At 66.5% G+C, this 19853-nt stretch carries 21 protein-coding genes; 11 read left to right on the top strand and 10 right to left on the bottom strand.

Annotated features, from left to right (window positions below):
- Window positions 1-132 precede the first annotated feature (132 nt).
- Window positions 133-2430 carry a xanthine dehydrogenase molybdopterin binding subunit gene (xdhB, locus tag IPP28_02525; protein ID MBL0039927.1) on the bottom strand — a complete coding sequence of 766 codons (2298 nt, stop codon included), beginning with the start codon at window positions 2428-2430 and terminating at the stop codon, window positions 133-135.
- Window positions 2427-3800 (bottom strand): FAD binding domain-containing protein, encoded by a 1374-nt coding sequence (locus IPP28_02530; GenBank protein ID MBL0039928.1) that lies wholly within the window; start codon window positions 3798-3800, stop codon window positions 2427-2429. The genes xdhB and IPP28_02530 overlap by 4 nt, the downstream gene beginning before the upstream one ends.
- A gap of 83 nt (window positions 3801-3883) precedes the next feature.
- Between IPP28_02530 and IPP28_02535 the strand changes: the two genes are divergently transcribed.
- Genes IPP28_02535 through IPP28_02545 form a run of 3 tightly spaced genes read left to right on the top strand, consistent with a single transcriptional unit; the run spans window position 3884 to window position 6522 of the window.
- The gene (locus IPP28_02535) at window positions 3884-4900 is read left to right on the top strand and encodes an adenosine deaminase (protein ID MBL0039929.1); all 1017 of its coding nucleotides are present in this window, start codon (window positions 3884-3886) and stop codon (window positions 4898-4900) included.
- A gap of 4 nt (window positions 4901-4904) precedes the next feature.
- The gene (gene uraH / locus IPP28_02540) at window positions 4905-5258 is read left to right on the top strand and encodes a hydroxyisourate hydrolase (GenBank protein ID MBL0039930.1); all 354 of its coding nucleotides are present in this window, start codon (window positions 4905-4907) and stop codon (window positions 5256-5258) included.
- A complete protein-coding gene (locus tag IPP28_02545; GenBank protein MBL0039931.1) occupies window positions 5188-6522 on the top strand; it encodes a urate hydroxylase PuuD in 1335 nt (444 codons plus the stop codon). The genes uraH and IPP28_02545 overlap by 71 nt, the downstream gene beginning before the upstream one ends.
- A gap of 27 nt (window positions 6523-6549) precedes the next feature.
- Here the strand turns inward: IPP28_02545 and IPP28_02550 are convergent, their stop codons facing one another.
- The 7 genes from IPP28_02550 to IPP28_02580 all read right to left on the bottom strand — a co-directional run bounded on the left by IPP28_02550 (window position 6550) and on the right by IPP28_02580 (window position 11360).
- On the bottom strand, window positions 6550-6882 hold the full coding sequence (locus IPP28_02550; protein ID MBL0039932.1) for a DUF5615 family PIN-like protein: 333 nt from the start codon (window positions 6880-6882) through the stop codon (window positions 6550-6552).
- Window positions 6879-7109 (bottom strand): DUF433 domain-containing protein, encoded by a 231-nt coding sequence (locus tag IPP28_02555; protein ID MBL0039933.1) that lies wholly within the window; start codon window positions 7107-7109, stop codon window positions 6879-6881. The genes IPP28_02550 and IPP28_02555 overlap by 4 nt, the downstream gene beginning before the upstream one ends.
- A 50-nt stretch (window positions 7110-7159) precedes the next feature.
- Window positions 7160-7987, bottom strand: coding sequence for an ureidoglycolate lyase (locus tag IPP28_02560; protein ID MBL0039934.1), 828 nt, complete (start codon window positions 7985-7987; stop codon window positions 7160-7162).
- Entirely contained in the window at window positions 7984-9300 is a 1317-nt protein-coding gene (locus tag IPP28_02565; protein MBL0039935.1) for an amidohydrolase family protein, read from the bottom strand. Before IPP28_02565 ends, IPP28_02560 begins: the two co-directional genes overlap by 4 nt.
- An 8-nt stretch (window positions 9301-9308) precedes the next feature.
- The gene (gene alc / locus IPP28_02570; GenBank protein ID MBL0039936.1) at window positions 9309-10316 is read right to left on the bottom strand and encodes an allantoicase; all 1008 of its coding nucleotides are present in this window, start codon (window positions 10314-10316) and stop codon (window positions 9309-9311) included.
- Between the two features lie 74 nt (window positions 10317-10390).
- On the bottom strand, window positions 10391-10894 hold the full coding sequence (gene uraD, locus IPP28_02575) for a 2-oxo-4-hydroxy-4-carboxy-5-ureidoimidazoline decarboxylase (protein ID MBL0039937.1): 504 nt from the start codon (window positions 10892-10894) through the stop codon (window positions 10391-10393).
- 25 nt (window positions 10895-10919) lie between these two features.
- Window positions 10920-11360 carry a D-tyrosyl-tRNA(Tyr) deacylase gene (locus IPP28_02580; GenBank protein MBL0039938.1) on the bottom strand — a complete coding sequence of 147 codons (441 nt, stop codon included), beginning with the start codon at window positions 11358-11360 and terminating at the stop codon, window positions 10920-10922.
- 86 nt (window positions 11361-11446) lie between these two features.
- Here IPP28_02580 and IPP28_02585 point away from each other — a divergent pair, with 86 nt between their 5' ends.
- Window positions 11447-12361, top strand: a complete 915-nt coding sequence (locus IPP28_02585) for a lipid A biosynthesis acyltransferase (protein MBL0039939.1) — start codon at window positions 11447-11449, stop codon at window positions 12359-12361.
- A gap of 13 nt (window positions 12362-12374) precedes the next feature.
- Here the strand turns inward: IPP28_02585 and IPP28_02590 are convergent, their stop codons facing one another.
- Window positions 12375-13454 carry a tetratricopeptide repeat protein gene (locus IPP28_02590; protein MBL0039940.1) on the bottom strand — a complete coding sequence of 360 codons (1080 nt, stop codon included), beginning with the start codon at window positions 13452-13454 and terminating at the stop codon, window positions 12375-12377.
- Window positions 13455-13596: 142 nt separating this feature from the next.
- On the opposite strand from IPP28_02590, the gene IPP28_02595 reads away from it, so the two are divergent.
- From IPP28_02595 to IPP28_02625, 7 genes are all read left to right on the top strand, one after another.
- Window positions 13597-14292 carry an oxidoreductase gene (locus IPP28_02595; GenBank protein ID MBL0039941.1) on the top strand — a complete coding sequence of 232 codons (696 nt, stop codon included), beginning with the start codon at window positions 13597-13599 and terminating at the stop codon, window positions 14290-14292.
- 90 nt (window positions 14293-14382) lie between these two features.
- Window positions 14383-15189 (top strand): hypothetical protein, encoded by an 807-nt coding sequence (locus IPP28_02600; protein MBL0039942.1) that lies wholly within the window; start codon window positions 14383-14385, stop codon window positions 15187-15189.
- Window positions 15186-16082, top strand: coding sequence for a hypothetical protein (locus IPP28_02605; protein MBL0039943.1), 897 nt, complete (start codon window positions 15186-15188; stop codon window positions 16080-16082). The genes IPP28_02600 and IPP28_02605 overlap by 4 nt, the downstream gene beginning before the upstream one ends.
- 63 nt (window positions 16083-16145) lie before the next feature.
- Window positions 16146-17354 carry a TMEM43 family protein gene (locus IPP28_02610; protein MBL0039944.1) on the top strand — a complete coding sequence of 403 codons (1209 nt, stop codon included), beginning with the start codon at window positions 16146-16148 and terminating at the stop codon, window positions 17352-17354.
- A complete protein-coding gene (locus IPP28_02615) occupies window positions 17351-18085 on the top strand; it encodes a prolipoprotein diacylglyceryl transferase (GenBank protein ID MBL0039945.1) in 735 nt (244 codons plus the stop codon). The genes IPP28_02610 and IPP28_02615 overlap by 4 nt, the downstream gene beginning before the upstream one ends.
- Window positions 18082-19524 (top strand): radical SAM protein, encoded by a 1443-nt coding sequence (locus IPP28_02620; protein MBL0039946.1) that lies wholly within the window; start codon window positions 18082-18084, stop codon window positions 19522-19524. The genes IPP28_02615 and IPP28_02620 overlap by 4 nt, the downstream gene beginning before the upstream one ends.
- On the top strand, window positions 19521-19844 hold the full coding sequence (locus tag IPP28_02625; protein MBL0039947.1) for a hypothetical protein: 324 nt from the start codon (window positions 19521-19523) through the stop codon (window positions 19842-19844). The genes IPP28_02620 and IPP28_02625 overlap by 4 nt, the downstream gene beginning before the upstream one ends.
- The last annotated feature ends 9 nt before the right edge of the window (window positions 19845-19853 follow it).

Below are 19853 nucleotides of genomic sequence, written 5' to 3' on the forward strand. Positions count from 1 at the left end.
CCCACCCCAACCCTCCCCTCCGCGCTTCGCGCGCAAGGGAGGGAGCAGAGCCGTGAGCTCGCGAACGCAGGCTTGTCACCTCCCCTTTGCGCAGCAAGGGGGAGGCCGGGAGGGGGAGGCTGCTGCGCTCGCTCACGCCCCGCGCACCTTCATGATCGCGTTGTAGATGGCTTCCGGCGTGCTGGGCGCAGCGAGTTCGACGACGCGTGCATCGCCGAATGCCGCGACCGCATCGCGGATCGCCTCGCGCGCCGCAATCGCCAGCATCAAGGGCGGCTCGCCCACGCCTTTGCTGTGGAAGATCACGTTCGTGCTGGGTGGCTTCGCGCGTCGGTACAGATCGACGCGGAAATCGGTGGGCACATCGCCGACGGTCGGAATCTTGTACGTGCTGGGCGCGTCGGTCAGCAGCCGACCCTGCGCATTCCAGCGCAATTCCTCGCTGGTCAGCCAGCCCAGGCCCTGCACGAAGCCGCCTTCGATCTGGCCGCGATCGATCCCTTCGGCGATCGAGTCGCCGACATCGTGCAGCAGGTCGGTACGCATCAGGCGCTGCACGCCGGTCAGGCCGCAGACTTCGACCTCGCAGACGGCCGCGCCGAAGGCGTAGTAGTAGAACGGATGGCCGCGTCCGAGTTTCGGGTCCCAGCTCAGTCCGGGCGTGCGGTAGTAGCCGGTGGCCGACAGGCTGATGCGGGCGTTGTAGGTGGCGCGCACCACGTCGTCGAACGCGAGCGATACGTCCGGCCGTTCGTGCAGGAACACGCGATCGTGTTCGAACCTCACTTCACCCGCATCGCCACCCAGCGACGCCGCCGCCACCGGCGCCATGCGCGCGAGCAGAGATTCGCATGCGGCCTTGACTGCCTGCCCGTTCAAGTCGGAACCGCTCGAGGCCGCCGTCGCCGACGTGTTCGGCACCTTGTCGGTGCTGGTCGGCATGATGCGGATGCGCGACACCGGCACGCCCAGCGTTTTCGCCGCCACCGCCAGCATCTTCGTGTGCAGGCCCTGGCCCATCTCGGTGCCGCCGTGGTTCAGCTGCACGCTGCCGTCGGTGTAGATGTGCACCAGCGCGCCGGCCTGGTTGTATTCGGTCTTGTTGAACGAGATGCCGAACTTGACCGGCGTGATCGCCAGCCCGCGCTTGGTCTGCGCATGCACGCGGTTGAAGGCGTCGATGTCGCGGCGGCGCGCGTCGTAGTCACTGCGTGCGCGCAACTGCGCCCACAGCGTCGGCAGTTCGTTGTCGACGACCGGCTGGCCGTAGTGCGTCTGGTTGCGATCCGGCGTCTCGCCCTCGCGATAGAAATTGCGCTCGCGCACCTGATCGACCGGCAGACCGAGGAAACGCGCGACACGATCGACGATCTCCTCGCCGACGACCATGCCCTGCGGGCCGCCGAAGCCTCGGAAGGCGGTGTTCGAGGCGAGATTCGTCTTCGCGATGCGGCCGATCACTTCGATGTGCGGAATGAAATAGGCGTTGTCGACATGCACCATTGCGCGCATCAGCACCGGTGGACTCAGGTCGACGCTCCAGCCGCCGTCGGCGACCAGGTCGATGCGGGCCGCGTGGATCAAACCGTCGTCGTCGAAGCCGACTTCGAAGCGCGCATAGAACGGATGGCGCTTGCCGGTCAGTTGCATGTCGAGTGCGCGATGCAGTTTCACGCGCGCCGGTCGACCGGTCTTCCACGCCGCCAAGGCTACGGCCGCAGCGAACGGGTTCGCCTGCGTCTCCTTGCCGCCGAAACCGCCGCCCATGCGCAGGCAACGACAGACCACGCGATTCGACGGAATACCGAGCACGTGCGCGACCATGTGCTGGGTCTCGCTCGGATGCTGCGTCGAGGACGTGAGTTGCACCGTGCCTTCGCTGTCGACCTGGGCCCAACAGGCCTGCGTTTCCAGATAGAAATGATCCTGGCCGCCGATCATCAGTTCGCCGTGCAGGCGATGCGGCGCATTTGCGAGACCGCTGCCGACATCGCCGCGTTCGACCTTGGCCGGCGGCAGATGGAAGGCGTTCGCGGCGATCGCCGCATGCACGTCGAGGATCGCCGGCAGCGCTTCGTAGTCGACGCGCACGGCCTTCGCCGCTGCCGCGGCCCGGGTCTCGTCCTCGGCTACCACCCAGGCCACCGCCTGGCCGTAGAAACTGACGAGGTCCGCCGGCATCACCGGCTCATCGTGCACGATCGGGCCAAGATCATTGGTGCCCGGCACGTCGGTTGCGGTCAACACGGTGACGACACCGGGCATCGTCAGCGCGGCAGATACGTCGACCGCGAGGATACGTGCATGCGCATGCGGCGCCTGCACCGGATACAGGCTCAGCAAGCCCTGCGGCGGATGCTGCTCGTCGGCGTAGACGGCGCGACCGGTGACGTGACCGACGGCGGATTCGTGCGTGGTCGGCGTGCTCATGCCAGCTTCTCCGCAACGAACTTCACGAACAGGTTGCCGGCCAGCGCACGACGATAATCGGCGTCGGCGCGATGGTCGCTGAGTGGCGTGAATTCCTCGATCAGCGCCGCACGCGCGCGTTCGACCAGCGCATCGCCGAGCACCTGGCCGAGCAACAAGGCCTCGGTGTTCACGGCACGCTTCGGGATCGCGGCGATGCCGCCGTAGGCAAGACGCACGTGTTGTACGCGCCGCTCGCCATCGAGGCGGATCGCATAACTCGCGGCGACGATGCTGATGTCGTCGGTCTGGCGTTTCGCGATCTTGTACGAGGCGGTGACGAGATCGCGTGTCTTCGGCAGCGTGACGGCGACGATCAGTTCGTCAGGCATGCGCTGCGTCTTGCGGTAGTCGAGAAAATACCCGTCGATCGGCAGATCGCGCATGCCGTTGGGACCGGCCAGATGCACGCTGCCGCCGAGCGCGAGCAGGATCGGCGCGAGGTCGCCGATCGGCGAGGCCGAGCCCAGGCTGCCGCCGAAGGTCGCGCGATTCTTGACCTGTTTCGCCGCGAACCAGGGCAGCATGTCATCGAGCAGCGGGAACTGGCCCGCGAGTTCGTGTTCGATGCGCGACAACGACACTCCGGCGCCGATGCGCACGGACGTTGCGCCGATATCGATGCCTTGCAGTTCGGCAATGCGGTCGAGCGCAATGAAGGCGGGTGCAACGGTCTGGCCGCGGCTCAGATTTACGCCGAGATCGGTGGCGCCGGCGATCCAGATCGCGTCGGGATGCGCCTGCTTTAGCGTCAATGCTTCAGCGACTGTGGTCGGGTTGTGGAAGTCGCCGACGCGGACCGATGGCAGCGCCGCCCGCGGGTGCTGCAGCGCGGTGCCGAAGCGGTCTTCGACGACGGGCAGCGCTGCCAGTTGCTTCGCTGCATCGCGGATCGGCCGATAGCCGGTGCAGCGGCACAGGTTGCCCTCGATGCAGTGGTCGGACAGGTCGCCGTCGTGGGTGCCGACGAACAGGCTCATCACGAACCCGGGCGTGCAGTAACCACATTGCGAGCCGGCACCGTCGACCATCACCTGCTGCGCCGGGTGCAGGCGCTCGCCCTCGGCCAGACCCTCGACGGTGACGATCTCGCGGCCGGCCAACGCGCCCAGCGGCAGCAGGCAGCTGTTGACGGCGCGATAGTGCGAACGGCCGTCGGCATCGGTCTCGATCATCGCCACCGTGCAGGCGCCGCAGTCGCCGTCGCCGCAACCTTCCTTGGTGCCGGTCAGCGGCCGCGACTTCAGCCAGCGCAGCAGGGATTGCGTCGGGTCGGCGCCGGCCAGATCCACGGCGCGTCCATTCAAGATGAATCGGGTATTCGGGGTCATGCGCAAAGATTAGCGCAGGGCCGTCGCTCTGGCCGCTCCGCGCGGATTGATGCAGACTCGGCGCTTCGTATCGGGAGCATCCCATGTCCAATGATCTGGCCGAGTTCATCCGCGGCATTCCGAAGGCCGAACTGCATATCCACATCGAGGGTTCGCTGGAACCCGAGCTGATCTTCGCGCTCGCGCAGCGCAACGGCATCGCGCTCGCGTACCCAAGTGTCGAGGCGCTGCGCGCGGCCTACGCGTTCACGAATTTGCAGAGCTTTCTCGATATCTACTACGCGGGTGCCTCAGTGCTGATCACCGCGCAGGATTTCCACGACATGGCCTGGGCGTATTTCGAACGCGCCCATGCCGATCATGTCATCCACGCCGAACTGTTCTTCGATCCGCAGACGCACACCGAACGCGGCATCGACATCGGCGTGGTGATCCGTGGCCTGAAGCGCGCCTGCGATGCGGCGCAGTCGAAACTCGGCATTCGCGCGCGCCTGATCCTGTGTTTCCTGCGGCACTTGAGCGAAGAAGATGCGATCGCGACGCTGGAGGCCGCGAAGCCCTATCTCAACGACATCATCGGCGTCGGGCTCGATTCCAGCGAAGTCGGGCATCCGCCGGAGAAGTTCGCCCGCGTCTTCGCGATGGCACGCGAACTGGGCTTGCACGTCGTCGCGCATGCCGGCGAGGAAGGGCCGCCGGAATACATCTGGAGCGCGCTCGACGTGCTGCAGGTCGAACGCATCGACCATGGCGTGCGCGCGATCCAGGATGAGCGCCTGATGCAGCGCCTGATCGCGAGCGGCATGGCGTTGACGGTGTGCCCGCTGTCGAACCTGAAGCTGTGCGTGTTCAAGGCGCTCGCCGAGCACAATCTCAAGCGCATGCTCGAACGCGGCGTGCGCGTGACGATCAACTCCGACGACCCGGCCTATTTCGGCGGCTACATCAACCAGAACTATCTGGAAACCGCCGCCGCGCTGGATTTGAATCGCGACCAGATCGTCCAGCTGGCGCGCAACAGCCTCGAAGCGGCATTCACGACGACATCGGAACGCCGCGCCGATCTCGATACACTGGCCGCTTACTGCACGAAGGCCTGACGCCATGGGCAAGCTCACCACCCACGTCCTCGACACCGCACACGGCAAGCCCGGTGCCGGCATCGCGGTCGCGCTGTATCGCATGAACGGCTACGAGCGCCAGTTCGTGTCCGGACACACCACCAATGCCGATGGCCGTTGCGATCAGCCCTTGCTCGACGGCATGGCGATCACCGCTGGCGTCTACGAACTCGATTTCGCGATCGGCGACTATTTTTCGCGCATGGGCGTGAAGATGGCCGAGCCGCGGTTCATCGATGTCGTCACGATCCGCTTCGGCATCAACGATGCCAAGGCGCATTACCACGTGCCGCTGCTGGCCTCGCCCTACGGCTACAGCACCTACCGCGGCAGTTGAGGTCGTCGTGCTCGCATTCTGGACCGAGGCCGCGGCCTTCCTGTTGCGCTGGCTGCATGTGGTCGCGGCGATTGCGTGGATCGGCGAGTCGTTCTACTTCGTCGCGCTTGATCGCGGCCTGAAGCCACCGAAACAGGGCGTCCAGGGTCTGTTCGGCGAATCCTGGTCGGTGCATGGCGGCGGCTTCTACCTGAAGCAGAAATTCCTGCCGGCACCGGCGCAACTTCCCGCCGAATTGCACTGGTCGAAATGGAAGTCGTATACGACCTGGTTGTCCGGCTTCGGCCTGCTGGCCTTGACCTATCTGCTGTCGCCGGATCTGTATCTGATCGATCGCGGCGTCGCCGATCTGTCGCCCGCCACGGCCGTCACAGCCGCGATCGTGTTCCTCGTGCTGACCTGGTTCCTGTACGACCTGATGTGCAAGGTCGTCGGCTCCCGCGATCGCTTGCTCGGCGCGCTGGTCGCCGCGATGACGCTGGCACTGTGCTATGTCGCCACGCATCTGTTCGCCGGGCGTGCGGCCTTCCTGCTGGTCGGTGCGGCGTTGGCGACGATCATGTCGGCGAACGTGTTCTTCGTGATCATTCCCGGCCAGAAGCGCATGGTCGCCGCGCTTGCGAAAGGCGAGACGCCGAATCCGCTCGATGGCGCGAACGGCAAGCAGCGTTCGGTGCACAACACCTATTTCACGCTGCCGGTGGTGTTCGCGATGCTGAGCACGCATTACGGCACCGCCTATGCGCACGCGCACAACTGGATCGTGCTCGCGGTGGCGATGGCGGCGGCGGCAATGATCCGGCAGTTCTTCGTGCTCTGGCACAGCGGCGAACGCGCCTGGCGCCTGCTGGTCGCCGGTGCCCTGGTCTTGCTGGGACTGTTGTTCTGGCTGTCGCCAACCGTGCGCAACGACGCCGCTGCGGCGGCCGTCGAGACCGTTTCTTCCGCGAATGGCGCGACGATGCCAAACGGTGTGCCATCCCCGGCGATCGTGTTGCCCGATGCCTACGGCGAGCATCCCGATACGGTTGCGATCATGCCGCTGCTGCACACCCATTGCAGCGGCTGCCACGCGGCCAGGCCGACGCTGATGGCGAGCGCGCCCAAAAACCTGGTCTACGACACGCCCGAACTCGTCGAGACGTATGCCGCGCTGATCCACAAACAAGTCGTCGAACTCAAGATCATGCCGCCCGGCAACATGACCCAGATGACCGAGGCCGAACGCGCGGCGATCGGGCGGTGGTTCGCGGCGCGCAAGTGACTGTTCGGGGTGCGCCGAAGGGCGCTCTCAGAAGATTTCGACGATACCCACGTCATCCAGCTGGAGCGTTGCGATGACACGCTCCGCCGCGTTCAACAATGCCTCGAGCACGGCCGCATTGGTGGCGTTGCCCAGCCTGAGTACGATCAACTTCGGTGGATGTCCGCGCAACAACTGCAGATCGCGGAAATCGTCGTCCTTGCTGACGAGGATGAAGCCATGCGCGTGTGCGTAATCCCAGAGCGTGACATCGGCGGCGCGTTCGAGGCCGACCAGTGCAACCTGCGTGGATCCCGGAAATCGTTGCTGCAACGACGGAACAATCCGTCGCGACAAATTCTCGTCGAGCAGCAGCTTCACGCTGCGGCCTGAACCCAGGCCACGCTCTGCTCGCGCGCGGCAGCCCACGCGAGACAGGCGCGAATGTCATCCCGCGTCAGTTCCGGGTAGTCCAGCACGATGTCGTCCGGCGTCTGGCCTGACGCCAGCCAGCCCAACACGTCTTGAACTGCGATACGCAGTCCCCGCACGCAGGGCTTGCCGCCGCGCTTGTCGGCTTCAAGGGTGATGTACTGGCGAAAGTCGATCATGGCGACACCTCGGAGTATCGGCATTCAAGCGCTGTGGGTCCGTGGCGTCAACTTGCCGGCTTGCGATATCGGCCGATCTCGCGCTCCGGGTCGGCGGTCCAGTCCATCAACACGATCGTCCAGTCCCCGCGCGTGTCATCGAGCACGCGAGAAACGAAGTCGAGATGCGGGGCGATATCGAAGTCCGGACTGTTGCGCGCCAAGCAGAACTCGCGGTCGGTGCCGCCATGGAAGTCGATTCGAGCGCACAGCGGGGCGTCCGTCGAAGAAATGTCGATGCCGACCCGAGTGCCAAAGTACGCGGCCAGTCGATTCAGAATCAGATCATGTTCGAGGCTGGCGACGTATTCGTCGTCGATTCGCAGTTCCCGAGGCACATCGAGGATCCACCACGTCCGCGGCATGCTCGCCTCGTCGCAGTTGTGGCCTTCGCCGCCGCGGTCGACGATCAGGAAATCGCTGACCTCGTCGAGTGCGATCAGCGGGTGGTGCCAGGTGCCGGCGTGGTAGTTGACGCCTTCGCCGTGGGCGGCGAGGAAGCAGCGTGGCGGGTGATCGGGTGATTCGGCGACGACGATCAGGTACGGCGTCTTCGACAGCGGGATGAAGGCCTGCGAGCCGAGCGGATGGCGTTCCAGCATCGTCACCGCAAAGGGCAGCGTGCGCGGTTCGGCGCGGGCAAGACTGATGAGTCCGTGACCGGCGCCGACGTCGACACGCGCCAGCGCATGATGGCGTTGCGTTGTCCCGTTGTTGATCGGGAACACCTTGGTCGCGGCGCCGAACGCGATCACCTCGCCGAACGGCGCGAAGGCTTCGCGCGTCAGTGGTTCGACACGCAAGGTCGTCACCGGATCGGGTGTTGCGTCGTTCATGGCATGAACACGTCGCCGCCCTTCATGACGAAGCGCACCTGCTTCAGCGTCGTCACGTCGGCGAGCGGGTCGCCATCGACCGCGATCAGGTCGGCGGCATAACCGGGCGCGAGCCGGCCGATTTCGTTCGACAATCCGAGCAGGTCGGCGCCATTCACGGTCGCGGCCTGGATCGCTTCCGCAGGCGACATGCCGTGCAGCACCATCAGCTCGAACTCGTCGGCATTGCGACCGTGCTTGCTGACGCCGGCGTCGGTGCCAAAGGCGATCTTCACGCCGGCTGCGTGCGCCGCGCGCAGCGACTTGCCGGTGATGTCGATGCGCCAGCGGATCTTCTTCAGCACCTCGCCGGTATACGCATCGGGATTCGCGGCCAGACGTTCCTTGTAGCCATTGATCGTCGACAACGTCGGCACGTAGTAGGCGCCATGCTGCTTGAACAGCGCGATGCTGTCCCGATCCATCAGCGTGCCGTGTTCGACCGAGGCGGCGCCATGACGCAGCGCGATCAGGATGCCGTCGTTGCCATGCGCGTGCACCGCGACCTTCTTGCCGTACATCGTCGCGGTGTCGATCAGCGCCTGCACTTCGTCGTCGAACAACTGCACGCCGAGCCCGGCACCGATGCGGCTGTTCACGCCACCGGTGGTGGTGATCTTGATCCAGTCGACGCCATGCGCCACCTGCTCGCGCACCGCACGCCGGCAGGATTCGACGCCGTCGCACATGGTCGCGCCGCGCATCGCCTGTTCGCGCAGGTCCTCGTTCAGGCCGAGGCCTGGATCCGCATGCCCGGCGGTGGCGGAAATGCCGCGGCCGGCATCGAGGATGCGGGGTCCTTCCGCCTTGCCCGCGGCAATCGCGTTGCGCAAGGCCAGCGTGACGTAATCCTCGTCGCCGAGATTGCGCACGGTCGTGAAGCCGGCGGCCAGCGTCTTGCGCGCGTTCAACGCCGCCTCATAGGCGTGGTCGGCGACATTGCGGGTGAACTCGGCGATCAGGGCTTCCTGCCCGCCGAGGTCGGAGGTCAGATGCACGTGCGCGTCGATCAGGCCCGGCAACACGTAACGCTGGCGCTGGTCGATGACGGTCGCGTCGTCGGGCACGTCGGGCAGTGCATCGGCGCCGACGAAACCGTCGTGGACCGACTGCACGCGACCGTCGTGGATCACCAGCGTCGATGCACCACGCGCCGGTTGGCCGGGCTGATCGAGCAGATGCCCGGCGTGGACCACGGCCCAGTCGGACGCGGCGGCCGTCGCGCCGAAGAGCAGTGTGGAGGACGCGATGACGATCGAGCGGATCGGATGCATGGGAAACCTCAGGCGATGCGGCCGCGCAGACGCAGGCGCGAGACGCCGCCGTCCGGGAAAATGTTGAAGCGCACGTGCGTGACCGGCGAGTGCGACACGATGTCGTTGCGGTAATGGTGCTGATGATCCATCTGCAACTTCTGTTCGGGCAGCAGGACCGGCCAGAACATCGACTGCGTGACCATCGACTCGGCGGTGCCGCCGGCGGCGTTCGTGGCCTGGATCGAGCAGCGGTCCGGGTAATTGCCCTTGAAGTGGGCCGTGTCGACTTCGATCGCCTCGATCACGCCTGGCTGGCCGAGCGCGAGGATGCACCAGTCATTGCCGGGCTCGCGACGGCGGCGGGTTTCCCAACCATCGCCCATGTTCACGCCGCGGCCCGGGATCAGCAGGGTCGACGCGAGGCCGAAGTGCTGGTTGTTCGCGGCGACCACGGTGCCGCCGTTCAATGCGGCGACGAGGTCGATCAGGCCGTCTGCTTCCGGCTGCGCGAGTTTCGGGTCGGGCACGCCGTACACGCGCAGGCGGGCGAGACCGCCATCCGGGTACAGGTTCACGCGCAGATGCGAGACGCGCCGCGCACCGTCGAGTGCGACGTAATGATGCGCATTGCCGCCGAGATTCGTCGAAGCCAGCACCGGGAACCAGGACGTGTTCGCATCCGGATCGCTCGCGCAATCACAGCCTTCGAGCGAAAGCGCCGGCGGATAGTTGCCGGTGAAATGGCTGGTATCGAGATCGACGCCGAACAGCGCGCCCGGCCGCGCCAGCCGAACGATGCACCAGTCATGGCCGGGGCCGCGTTTGCGCCGGCTTTCCCAGCCGTCCATCCACTTGCCGTTCTGGTCGTACTTGCCAGGCACGAACACGGCCGGCTCCGGATTCAGCATGCGCGACATCTCGGCGAAAAAATCGTCGCTGCAGGCCAGCGCCTGCGCGCCGAGGCGGGCATCGGCCAGATTCACGTAGCGACGGGTGAAATCGGGCGCATTCAAATCGAGTTGCGGCAAGGCCATGACGTTTCCATCTCTGGTAGGAGCGACCCACGGGTCGCGATTCATTGCGAGGCGCCGATGCTGTGCCGACGCGCTCAGGAAAGCAACGCATCCAGCCGGAAGCGCGCAATGCGTTCGATCTGCGTCAGCGCTTCGACGATTTCAGCGTCGCGGCCGTGAGCGATGCGTGCACGCATGTTCGCGATGATCGAGTCGCGCGTGTGGCCTTTCACCGCAATGATGAACGGAAACCCGAAGCGCGCCTCGTAGTCGGCATTGAGTCGGGTGATCTCGGCGAATTCCTCGGGCGAACACTGGTCGAGCCCGGCACCGCGTTGTTCCTGCTGCGACGACTCAGTCAGTTCCCCGCGAATCGCGGCCTTGCCGGCCAGTTGCGGGTGCGCGCGGATCAGGGCCATCTGCAGGTCGGCACCGGCACCGGCGACCGCCGCACACATCGCGGCATGCAGCGCCCCGATGTCGGCGAACGGCCTGTGCGCGGCGACGCGCTGCGCCACCCAGGGCGAGTGCTCGAAGATATCGGCCAGCCGCGCTGCGAAGGCATCGGTCGACGCGCAATTCAATTCGTCCAGGTTCATGGATCGCTCCGGGGAAGCCGCGAACTTAGCGCGTCTGCAGCCAGAACGTGACTGGGCCGTCATTCACCAGATGCACCTGCATGTTCGCACCGAACTGGCCGGTCTCGACGACCGTGTGTGCGGCGCGGGCGCGTTCGACCAGCCGGTTGTACCAGCGCAAACCGGCCTCGGGCGGTGCGGCCGAGGTGAAGCTCGGACGCATGCCCTTGCGGGTGTCGGCCGCCAGCGTGAACTGCGAGACCAGCAGCAGGCCGCCAGCGATATCGTGCAGGGACCGATTCATCTTGCCGTCCTCGTCCTCGAAGACCCGATAGCCGAGCAGGCGCATCAGGGTGCGTTCGACCTGGGCTTCGCCATCGTCCGGCTCCACGGCGACCAGCGCGAGCAGGCCGCGGCCGATCTCGCCGACGGTCTTGCCCGCGACATCGACGCGCGCTTCGCTGACTCGCTGGATCAATGCAATCACGCCGGCTTTCCGATCAGGGCCATGATCGGGGATGATCGCAGGATGCGTGATGAATGCCTGTGTCGAACGTCGTGTCGAAAGTCGTCATGGCGGAACTAGCTGCGGCGCCCTTCAAGGTGCGTGCGGCGGCGGGCTTGATGCGCCTGGCGGCGCACCTGCCGCTGTCGTGGCTGCACGGCGTCGGTGCGCTCGTCGGCCGTCTCGCCGGCCTGCTGAAGACGCGCGAATGGCGAGTGGCGCGGCGCAATCACGAACTGGTCGGTGCGTCACTCGGCGCGACCGATCGCGATGCCTTCGTGCGCGCGGTGCTGGTCGAGACCGGCAAGAACCTGACCGAGTTGGCCAAGGTCTGGGGTGCGCCGCCGGCGCGTGCCTTGGCCCTGGTCCGCAACGTGCACGGCCGCGAGTACTTCGATGCCGCGAGGGCGCAGGGCCGCGGCGTGATCGTCGCCGCCCCCCATCTGGGCTGCTGGGAGTTGCTGAATCTGTGGCTGTGCGCGCAGGGTCCGATGGCCCTGCTGTATCGCGTGCCGCAGCACCCCGAATGGGAAGCCCTGTTGCGCGATGCGCGCGGCAAGCTCGGTGCGACCCAGGTGCGCGCCGATGCCGCCGGCGTGCGCGAGTTGCTGCGCTGCCTGAAGCAGGGCATGACCCTTGGCATCCTGCCCGATCAGCGCGCCAAGGGCGGCGAAGGCGAATTCGCACCGTTCTTCGGCTGGCCGTGCAAGAGCATGACCCTGCTGTCGCGACTGGCCGAGAAGACGGCCGCGCCGGTCGTGTTCGGATTCGCCGAGCGTCTGCCGCAGGGGCGCGGATACGATCTGCATTTTCTGCCTGCCGCTACAGGGATTGCCAGCAGCGATCGCGTCGCGGCCGTCACTGCCTTGCATCAGGGCATCGAAGCCTGCGTCCGCATTGCACCCACGCAATACCAGTGGACCTACAAGCGCTACTCGGCGCAGCCGGGCGTCGACGGCGACCAGGTCTACGGACGGGGTTGACGGCGATCGGCGGTCAGTGCGCGAGCGCGAGCGCGCGCAGGTGTTCAAGCTTGGTCTGGTAGCGGCCGCGCACTTCGCCACTGCTGAGGGCTTCCGCACGTCGCAGTTCGCGTTCGGCAGCACGGGTCTGGCCAAGCTGGAAGTACGCGCGAGCCAGTCCGAAGTGGAAACTGTGTTCGCCTTCGTGCAGACGGATGGCGCGTCGATAATGTTTCGCCGCCCCTTCGAAATCGCGACCCAGTTCGGCGTCGAGCGCGAGCATGAACTGGTGCAGGGGATCGCGTGCCTGCACCGATTCCAGTTTCGCCAGCAGGATGCCGGCTCGCCGGCGTTCGCCGTTGCGGCTGTAGTACATGGCAAGGTTCGAGAGTGCACCGGGATGTTCGGTGTCGAGCGTCAGCGCCTGCTGGAAGTCGGCGAATGCGCGTTGTTCATCGCCGGCATGGCGGTGCAACACTCCGAGATTGCTCCAGCTGGTCGCGAAGTTTTGGTCTTGTGCCAGCGACGCCTCGGCATGGACCATCGCCGCGGCAAGATCGCCGGCATTCAACAGGGCGACCGCACGATTGTTGTAGAAGTGCGCGAACAGGCGTGCGTCGCCGATCATCTGCGGCGGTTCGGTCGCGATCACCTCGGTCAGGGCGACATCGACGGTCAGGCGCTTGCCGCGAATGCGCACGCCGGCATTGACGTGGTTCGAGAGATAGATGGTCTTTTCGACCGTGCGCCAAGCCAGGATCTCGGAGATCTCCTGACCGTAGGCTTCGAGCCCGGCCTCGCGCGCCAACGCGATCGTGAGCAGGGTGAAGCTCAGGCAGTTCGCGCGTCGCGCGGCCCAGGCTTCGGCGACCGTGTAGGTGGCGTCGGCCTGGTACTGCATGCCGAGGCCGGTCGGCAAGAACAGGTAATCGACCAACTGTTCGAGACGGCGCGGCGGCGAGCGCTCGACATCGAGCACGCGCTGATGGAAGTCCGCACGCAACTCGGCCGGCAAGGCCAGGATCTGCGTCGGTGTCGGCGGCGGAACGACCGGTTCGGTCGCCGACACCGGCATCGAGAACCAGAACATCGCTGCGAGCAGGTAGCGGAACATCGGTCTGGTCCTGAGGGTCGCGCGGTCGTCCGCATCGGCAGAATAGTCGCGTCCGGCAGCGGGCAGACCGTGCCGGAAGCCACGTCTCACGTCCTGAATCCAGTTGCGTTACGGTCTGTATCCAGCCACCGCGGAGCCCGACATGCGATCCATCCTGCTGGCCGGTGCGACCGGGCTGATCGGCATCGAATTGCTGGCGCGACTGCTGCGCGACGAAACGCTTGATCTGCGCGTGATCGCGCCGACGCGCCGGGCGATCGGCGTCGATCACCCGAGACTGGTGAATCCGGTGGTCGATGCGATCAGTCGCAGCGACGAGACCCTGGTCAATGTCCTGCGCGAAGCCGGCGTCGATCGGCTGGATGCCTACGCCTGCTGCCTCGGCTCGACCCTCCGCAAGGCCGGCAGCCAGGCCATGTTCGCGGCGGTCGATCATGGTCTGGCGGTGCGCTGGGGTCGGGTCGCGGCCGGTCATGGCGCGCAGCATGTGTTGCTGGTCTCGTCGGTCGGGGCCGATCCGGCATCACGCGTGTTCTACCTGCGCGTGAAGGGTGAGGCCGAACGCGATCTGGCACGACTCGATTTCACCCGCGTCGATCTGCTGCGACCGGGGCAGCTGCTCGGTGCGCGCGAAGAATCGCGGCCGATGGAATCCCTGGCGCAGCTCGCGGCGCGCGCATACGGCCCGCTGCTGACGGGCGCGTCGCGGCGGTACCGTGGCATCGCCGCGGGCGATGTGGCTGCAGCGATGGCGACGCTGATCGTCGCGGCCGAACCGGCGCGCGGGGTCAGCATTCATCACTACGACGAGATCCGTGCGCTCGCCGAGCGTGCCTGACGCCACGTCCGCCGGACGCACATGCGCCGGATCGGGCAGGGTGCTAGCGTCGACGCGTTCGCGCGGTAGGCGCTCTGCGGAGGCGTTACCATGAACTTCTTGCCGAAGTCGGCCTGCATGCTCGCGTGGTCGATCCTGGCCTCGGCCGCCGCGTCGGCGGCGACGATCGATGTCGACGTCAGCAGTTTCCGCTACACGCCGAACAGCGTGACCATCCATGTCGGCGACACCGTGCGCTGGACCAACAGCGGCGGCTTCCACAACGTCCGCGCCGACGACGGCAGCTTCGGCAATACGGCGTCGTCGTCGTTGTGGTCGTTCTCGCATACCTTCAACAGCGTCGGCGAGTTCGGCTACTTCTGCCAGGTGCACAGTTCGGCCGGCGCCGACATCGCCACCAACATGAACGGCATCGTCCAGGTGCTGGCCGCCGAGCCGCCGCCGTTCGTGATCAACCAGGGGCTCGGCGGTTCCTGGTTCAACCCGGCCACCGGCGGCCAGGGTTTCCTGATCGACTTGCTGCCCGAAAACAAATTCATGTTCGTGGCCTGGTTCACCTACGACAAGGCCGCCGTGCCGGCACTGGCGCCGATCGATGCCAAGATCGGTGCCCCCGACCAGCGTTGGATGACCGCGTCCGGCCTCTACAACGGCAAGGTCGCGCCGCTCACGCTGTACGTGACCCGCGGCGGCCTGTTCAACAATGGCCAGGCCGTCACGACGACGCCGGTCGGCACCATGACCCTCGACTTCACCGACTGCTCGAACGCCACGGTCACCTACGACATTCCCGGTGAAGGGGTGAGCGGCGTGATTCCGATTTCGCGGCAGACCACCGGCATGGCCGCGTATTGCCGGTCGTTGCAGGCCGCACCCGCCGCGACCGCGGCGGAATGAGGCGCGTCACGCTGACCTTGCTGCTGGCCCTGCTGTCGGTGGGGGTCGGCGCACAAGCGGTCGATGACAGCCGCACCCGCATCCCGTTCCAGCAGACCGACGCCTGGGCGATGGCCTATGTGGCCGCGTCGACCCTGTTCACCGGCCATGGCGCCAGTCCCGAGCTCGATCCCGGTGCGTATGCGCTCAGCGCCGAGCTCGGGCACGTGCCGCGGCTGGACGAAGACGCGTTGTACGTCGGTCTCGGCGGCAGCAAGCGCGAGGATCTGAACAAGTCGCCCGTGGTCGGGCGGGCCCGTCTGTGGCTCGGCTTGCCCTACCGATTCGTGTTCGAGCTGGGCTGGGTCCCGCCGCTCGAGATCGATGGCGCGCACGCGCAGGGGCTGGTGTCGGCGGCGCTGGGGCGACGCTGGCTGCAGCGCGGACGCTGGACCCTGTCGGCGCGCCTGCACGGCCAGGCCGGCGCCGCGGTCGGCGACGTCACCTGCCCGGCCGCGATCGCCGGCAGTGCCGATCCGGCCCGCAATCCGTTCGGTTGCCTGCGGCCGTCGCGGGACCGCATCGAACTGGGCCAGTACGGGCTGGAAGGCACGGCGGCATTCGACTGGGGTGCACGCGGGCAGGGGCACGCCAGCCTGGGCTGGCTGCGCATGGAGCCGGAGGTTCGCATCCATGCCGACCTGCGCGACTACGACAATCGCTCGGCCCTGGTCAGCCGCGGCCTGCGGCCCTACGCCGCACTCGGCTTCAGCCATGATCATGGCGCGCGCTGGCAGTCGGCCGTCGAACTGTTGTACCTGCCGCTGCGCATCCGTCGTCCGGGGCATGACCCGGAAGCGTCGCCGTACTGGAGCCTGCGCCTGATGCTGCGGCGCCGGATGGGTGCCGACTGAACATCGCGCTTGCGTGCCGTGCCGCGTTTTGCGCACCATGCAGTTCCAGTCGAGGACACGCACATGGCCGATCGATTCACCGAAGTCACCCGCACCGGTTGGGGCAAGCGCATCGGGCAGTCGCTGTCCGGCGCCCTGATCGGCGGCCTGATGTTCCTGGGTTCGTTCGCGTTGCTGTGGTGGAACGAAGGCCGCGCGATCGGCGAAGCACGGGCGCTGGCCGAAGGTGCGGGCGCCGTCGTCGATGTCGGCATCGATGCGGTCGAACCGAAGCACGAGGGCAAGTTGCTGCATGTGACCGGGCAGGTCGACGCCAGCCCGGAAGCGCGTGACGACGACACCGGCATTGCCGTCGACGCGCTGCAATTGCGCCGCGTCGTCGAGATGTACCAGTGGGTCGAGAAGCGCAGCAGCAGGGAAGAGAAGAAGCTGGGCGGCGGCAGCGAAACCGTCACCACCTACGACTACGAGCAGCAATGGGACGACGATGCGGTCGATTCCAGCGACTTCCGCTACGACCAGGGGCACGAGAATCCGTCCGACTGGCCCATCCGCTCGGACAGCTTCGCCGCGGGCACGGTGACGCTGGGCGCGTTCACGCTGGCGCAGCCGGTGCGGGACGCGATGGGCCAGTGGCAGGACTTGCCGGCCACGATCACCGCGCAATTGCCCGAGCAGTTCGGTGAATTCCGGCGCATCGCGAGCGGTCGCCTGTTCCGTGGCAACGATCCGGAACGCCCGCAGATCGGCGACATGCGCGTGCGCTACGAATACCAGCCGGAAGCGACCTACTCGATCATCGCCAAGCAGGTCGGTGACCAGCTCGATCGGTATCTCGCATCGAACGGCCGCGAGGTCCTTCTGGTCGAAGACGGTTCGGTGCCGGCCGCAACGATGTTCGAAGGCGCACAGTCGCGCAATTCGATGATCACCTGGATCGTGCGCGCCGCCGGCACCTTGCTGATGTGGCTCGGGCTGTCGATGGTGTTCGCGCCGATCAGCCGCATTCTTGACGTGCTGCCGATGCTCGGCACCATTGGCAGCTGGGGCATCGGCGTCGTCACCGGACTGATCTCGCTGCTGTTGTCGCTGACCACCATCGGCATCGCCTGGGTGTTTTACCGACCGCTGCTCGGTGGCGCCATCCTGGTCGGCGTGGTGGCGCTGTTCTTCTGGTCGCGTAGTGGTCGCAAGCCGGCCCCGGCAGCGGCGGCGGCGACGCCGCCCATGGCGCCGCCTGCGGCACCGCCGCCGCCGCCGCCGACGGCGTGAGTCCTGCGCACTGGCACCTGCTGCTGGAGCTGATCGCCTACGCGCTCGGCTTCCAGCTGTTTCGCCACGAGCGCGGACGCTACCCGACCACCGCGGCCCTGCCACGCAGTGCGCAACTGGTCGTGATCGCCGGGGCGATTCTCGGCGCGGCCCTCGGTGCCCGTCTGTCGTGGTGGCTGGAAGATCCGGCGACCGCGTTCGCGCAGTTTCCGAATCCGCTGAACCTGATGCAGGGCAAGTCCATCCTCGGCGGCCTGCTCGGCGGCGTCGCCGGTGTCGAGTTCGCGAAGTCGCGGATCGGCGTGCGCGCGTCCACCGGCGATGCCTTCGTCTGGCCGATCATCGTCGCGCTGGCGGTCGGCCGCATCGGCTGCCATCTTGCCGGGCTTTCCGATCACACCGCCGGCCTGCCGACATCGTCCGGGTTCGGTCTCGACTATGGCGACGGCATCCCGCGCCATCCGACGGCGCTGTACGAAATCGTGTTCCTGCTCGGCTGGGGCGGACTCATCGCGGCCCTGGCACCGCAGCTGCATGCGCGCGGTGACCGTTTCCGCCTGCTGATGTTCGGCTACTGCGTGTGGCGACTGGCGATCGAGTCGCTGAAACCGATCCCGCACGTCTACGCCTTCGGGCTGTCCGGCCTGCAGTGGCTGGCCCTGCTCGGGATCGTGTACTACTTGCCTTCATTGCCGCGCATGTGGCGCGGCCGGTCGGAGCATCCTGCATGAGCAAGGTCCGTCCCTACCTGTTCTACGACAGCGCGGTCTCGGTCTGCAGCACCTGCCTGATGCGGGTCGAGGCCAAGATCCTGATCCAGGACGAGCGCGTGTACCTGGAAAAGTGGTGCCCGGAACACGGCCGCGAGCGTGTGCTGATCGCCGATGATGCGGCCTATTACCGTGCCGCCCGCGAGACCTGGATCAAGCCGCCGGAACTGCCGCGGCATTTTGCGACCCCGCAGCGCCACGGCTGCCCGTACGACTGCGGCCTGTGTCCGGAACACATGCAGCATGCCTGCCTGTCGCTGATCGAACTGACCGACCACTGCAACCTGCGTTGCCCGATCTGCTACGCCGATTCCGGTCCGCATCGCCCGGGCTACCGCGATCTCGCGACCATCGAGCGCATGCTCGATGCCGTGGTGAAGACCGAAGGCGAGCCCGACGTGGTCCAGCTGTCCGGGGGCGAGCCGACCTTGCATCCGCAGTTCTTCGAGGTGCTCGATGCCGCGCGCCGCCGCCCGATCCGGCACCTGATGCTGAACACGAATGGTCTTCGCATCGCGCGCGAGCCGGACTTCGTGCGTCGCCTCGCCGACTACCGCGCCGGCTTCGAGATCTACCTGCAATTCGATTCGCTGCGCGAGGACGCGCTGCAGACCCTGCGTGGCGCGAAACTGCGCGACACCCGTCTGCGCGCACTCGATGCACTCGACGCGCACGACCTGTCGACGACCCTGGTGGTCACGGTGATGCGCGGCGTCAACGATGATGAGCTCGGTGCGATCATCGATTTCGCGAAGTCGCGGCCGTGCGTGCGCGGCGTCACCTTCCAGCCGATCCAGGAGGCCGGTCGCATCGAGGGTTACGACCCCGCCCGGCATCGTCTCACCCTGACCGAAGTGCGCCGGCGCATCCTCGAACAGTCGCCGGTGTTCGCGCCGGCGGACGTGGTGCCGGTGCCATGCAATCCCGACTGCCTGGCGATGGCCTATGCCCTCAAACAGGGGGGCGAACTGGTGCCGCTGACGCGGTACGTCGAGCCGAAAGTACTGATCGAGGGCAGCCGCAACTCGATCGTCGTCGAACGCGATCCGGCGTTGCGCGAACAGGTGTTCAAGCTGTTCTCGACCGCGAATTCGCCGGACGCCAGCGCGCATCACCTGTCGAACCTGCTGTGCTGCCTGCCGAATGTCGAGTCCCTGGCCGGGCTGTCCTATCGCGATGTGTTCCGCGTGATCATCATGCAGTTCATCGACGCGCACAGCTTCGACCTGCGCGCGGTCAAGAAGAGTTGCGTGCACATCGCGCAGCCGAACGGCGAACTCATTCCGTTCGATACCTACAACCTGTTCTATCGGGACGATCGCCGCGCCTTGCTGGCGCAGTTGCGCGAGCGCCATGATCGCGCCTGGCGGCCGCCACAGCACGAGGAGCACAGCGCATGAACATGTCCGGGCCGGACCCGCTTCCGAACGATCGTGGCCATTGGGGCATTGGCGTGGCCTGGGCGGTCGCCTGCATCTTGATGGTGATTCCGCTGGGCTTCGCCGTGGCCATGATCGGCGCGCAATTCGACGCCGAATTCGGTTACGCCGGGATCGGGGTGTGGGTGCTGTTCGGCTTGTCGCAGTTCGTGTTCGTGGTGCCGGTCGGGATCTGGCTGCATCGCCGCGGCCGGCGCGATTCCGCGCTCGGCCTGTGGATCACCGCGGGCATCGCGCTGCTGTTGAACGGGGCCTGTTTCGGACTGATGGGCGTATTCTGAAACTCCGGC

It is taken from the genome of Lysobacterales bacterium, from assembly GCA_016721845.1.
Taxonomy (GTDB): Bacteria; Pseudomonadota; Gammaproteobacteria; order Xanthomonadales; family Ahniellaceae; genus JADKHK01.

Excerpts from the sequence above, each read along its gene's own strand:
- xdhB (MBL0039927.1), bottom strand. The coding sequence starts at position 2,430 with ATGAGCACGCCGACCACGCACGAATCCGCCGTCGGTCACGTCACCGGT.
- IPP28_02530 (MBL0039928.1), bottom strand. The coding sequence starts at position 3,800 with ATGACCCCGAATACCCGATTCATCTTGAATGGACGCGCCGTGGATCTG.
- IPP28_02535 (MBL0039929.1), top strand. The coding sequence starts at position 3,884 with ATGTCCAATGATCTGGCCGAGTTCATCCGCGGCATTCCGAAGGCCGAA.
- uraH (MBL0039930.1), top strand. The coding sequence starts at position 4,905 with ATGGGCAAGCTCACCACCCACGTCCTCGACACCGCACACGGCAAGCCC.
- IPP28_02545 (MBL0039931.1), top strand. The coding sequence starts at position 5,188 with ATGCCAAGGCGCATTACCACGTGCCGCTGCTGGCCTCGCCCTACGGCT.
- IPP28_02560 (MBL0039934.1), bottom strand. The coding sequence starts at position 7,987 with ATGAACGACGCAACACCCGATCCGGTGACGACCTTGCGTGTCGAACCA.
- IPP28_02565 (MBL0039935.1), bottom strand. The coding sequence starts at position 9,300 with ATGCATCCGATCCGCTCGATCGTCATCGCGTCCTCCACACTGCTCTTC.
- alc (MBL0039936.1), bottom strand. The coding sequence starts at position 10,316 with ATGGCCTTGCCGCAACTCGATTTGAATGCGCCCGATTTCACCCGTCGC.
- uraD (MBL0039937.1), bottom strand. The coding sequence starts at position 10,894 with ATGAACCTGGACGAATTGAATTGCGCGTCGACCGATGCCTTCGCAGCG.
- IPP28_02585 (MBL0039939.1), top strand. The coding sequence starts at position 11,447 with ATGGCGGAACTAGCTGCGGCGCCCTTCAAGGTGCGTGCGGCGGCGGGC.
- IPP28_02590 (MBL0039940.1), bottom strand. The coding sequence starts at position 13,454 with ATGTTCCGCTACCTGCTCGCAGCGATGTTCTGGTTCTCGATGCCGGTG.
- IPP28_02595 (MBL0039941.1), top strand. The coding sequence starts at position 13,597 with ATGCGATCCATCCTGCTGGCCGGTGCGACCGGGCTGATCGGCATCGAA.
- IPP28_02600 (MBL0039942.1), top strand. The coding sequence starts at position 14,383 with ATGAACTTCTTGCCGAAGTCGGCCTGCATGCTCGCGTGGTCGATCCTG.
- IPP28_02605 (MBL0039943.1), top strand. The coding sequence starts at position 15,186 with ATGAGGCGCGTCACGCTGACCTTGCTGCTGGCCCTGCTGTCGGTGGGG.
- IPP28_02610 (MBL0039944.1), top strand. The coding sequence starts at position 16,146 with ATGGCCGATCGATTCACCGAAGTCACCCGCACCGGTTGGGGCAAGCGC.
- IPP28_02620 (MBL0039946.1), top strand. The coding sequence starts at position 18,082 with ATGAGCAAGGTCCGTCCCTACCTGTTCTACGACAGCGCGGTCTCGGTC.
- IPP28_02625 (MBL0039947.1), top strand. The coding sequence starts at position 19,521 with ATGAACATGTCCGGGCCGGACCCGCTTCCGAACGATCGTGGCCATTGG.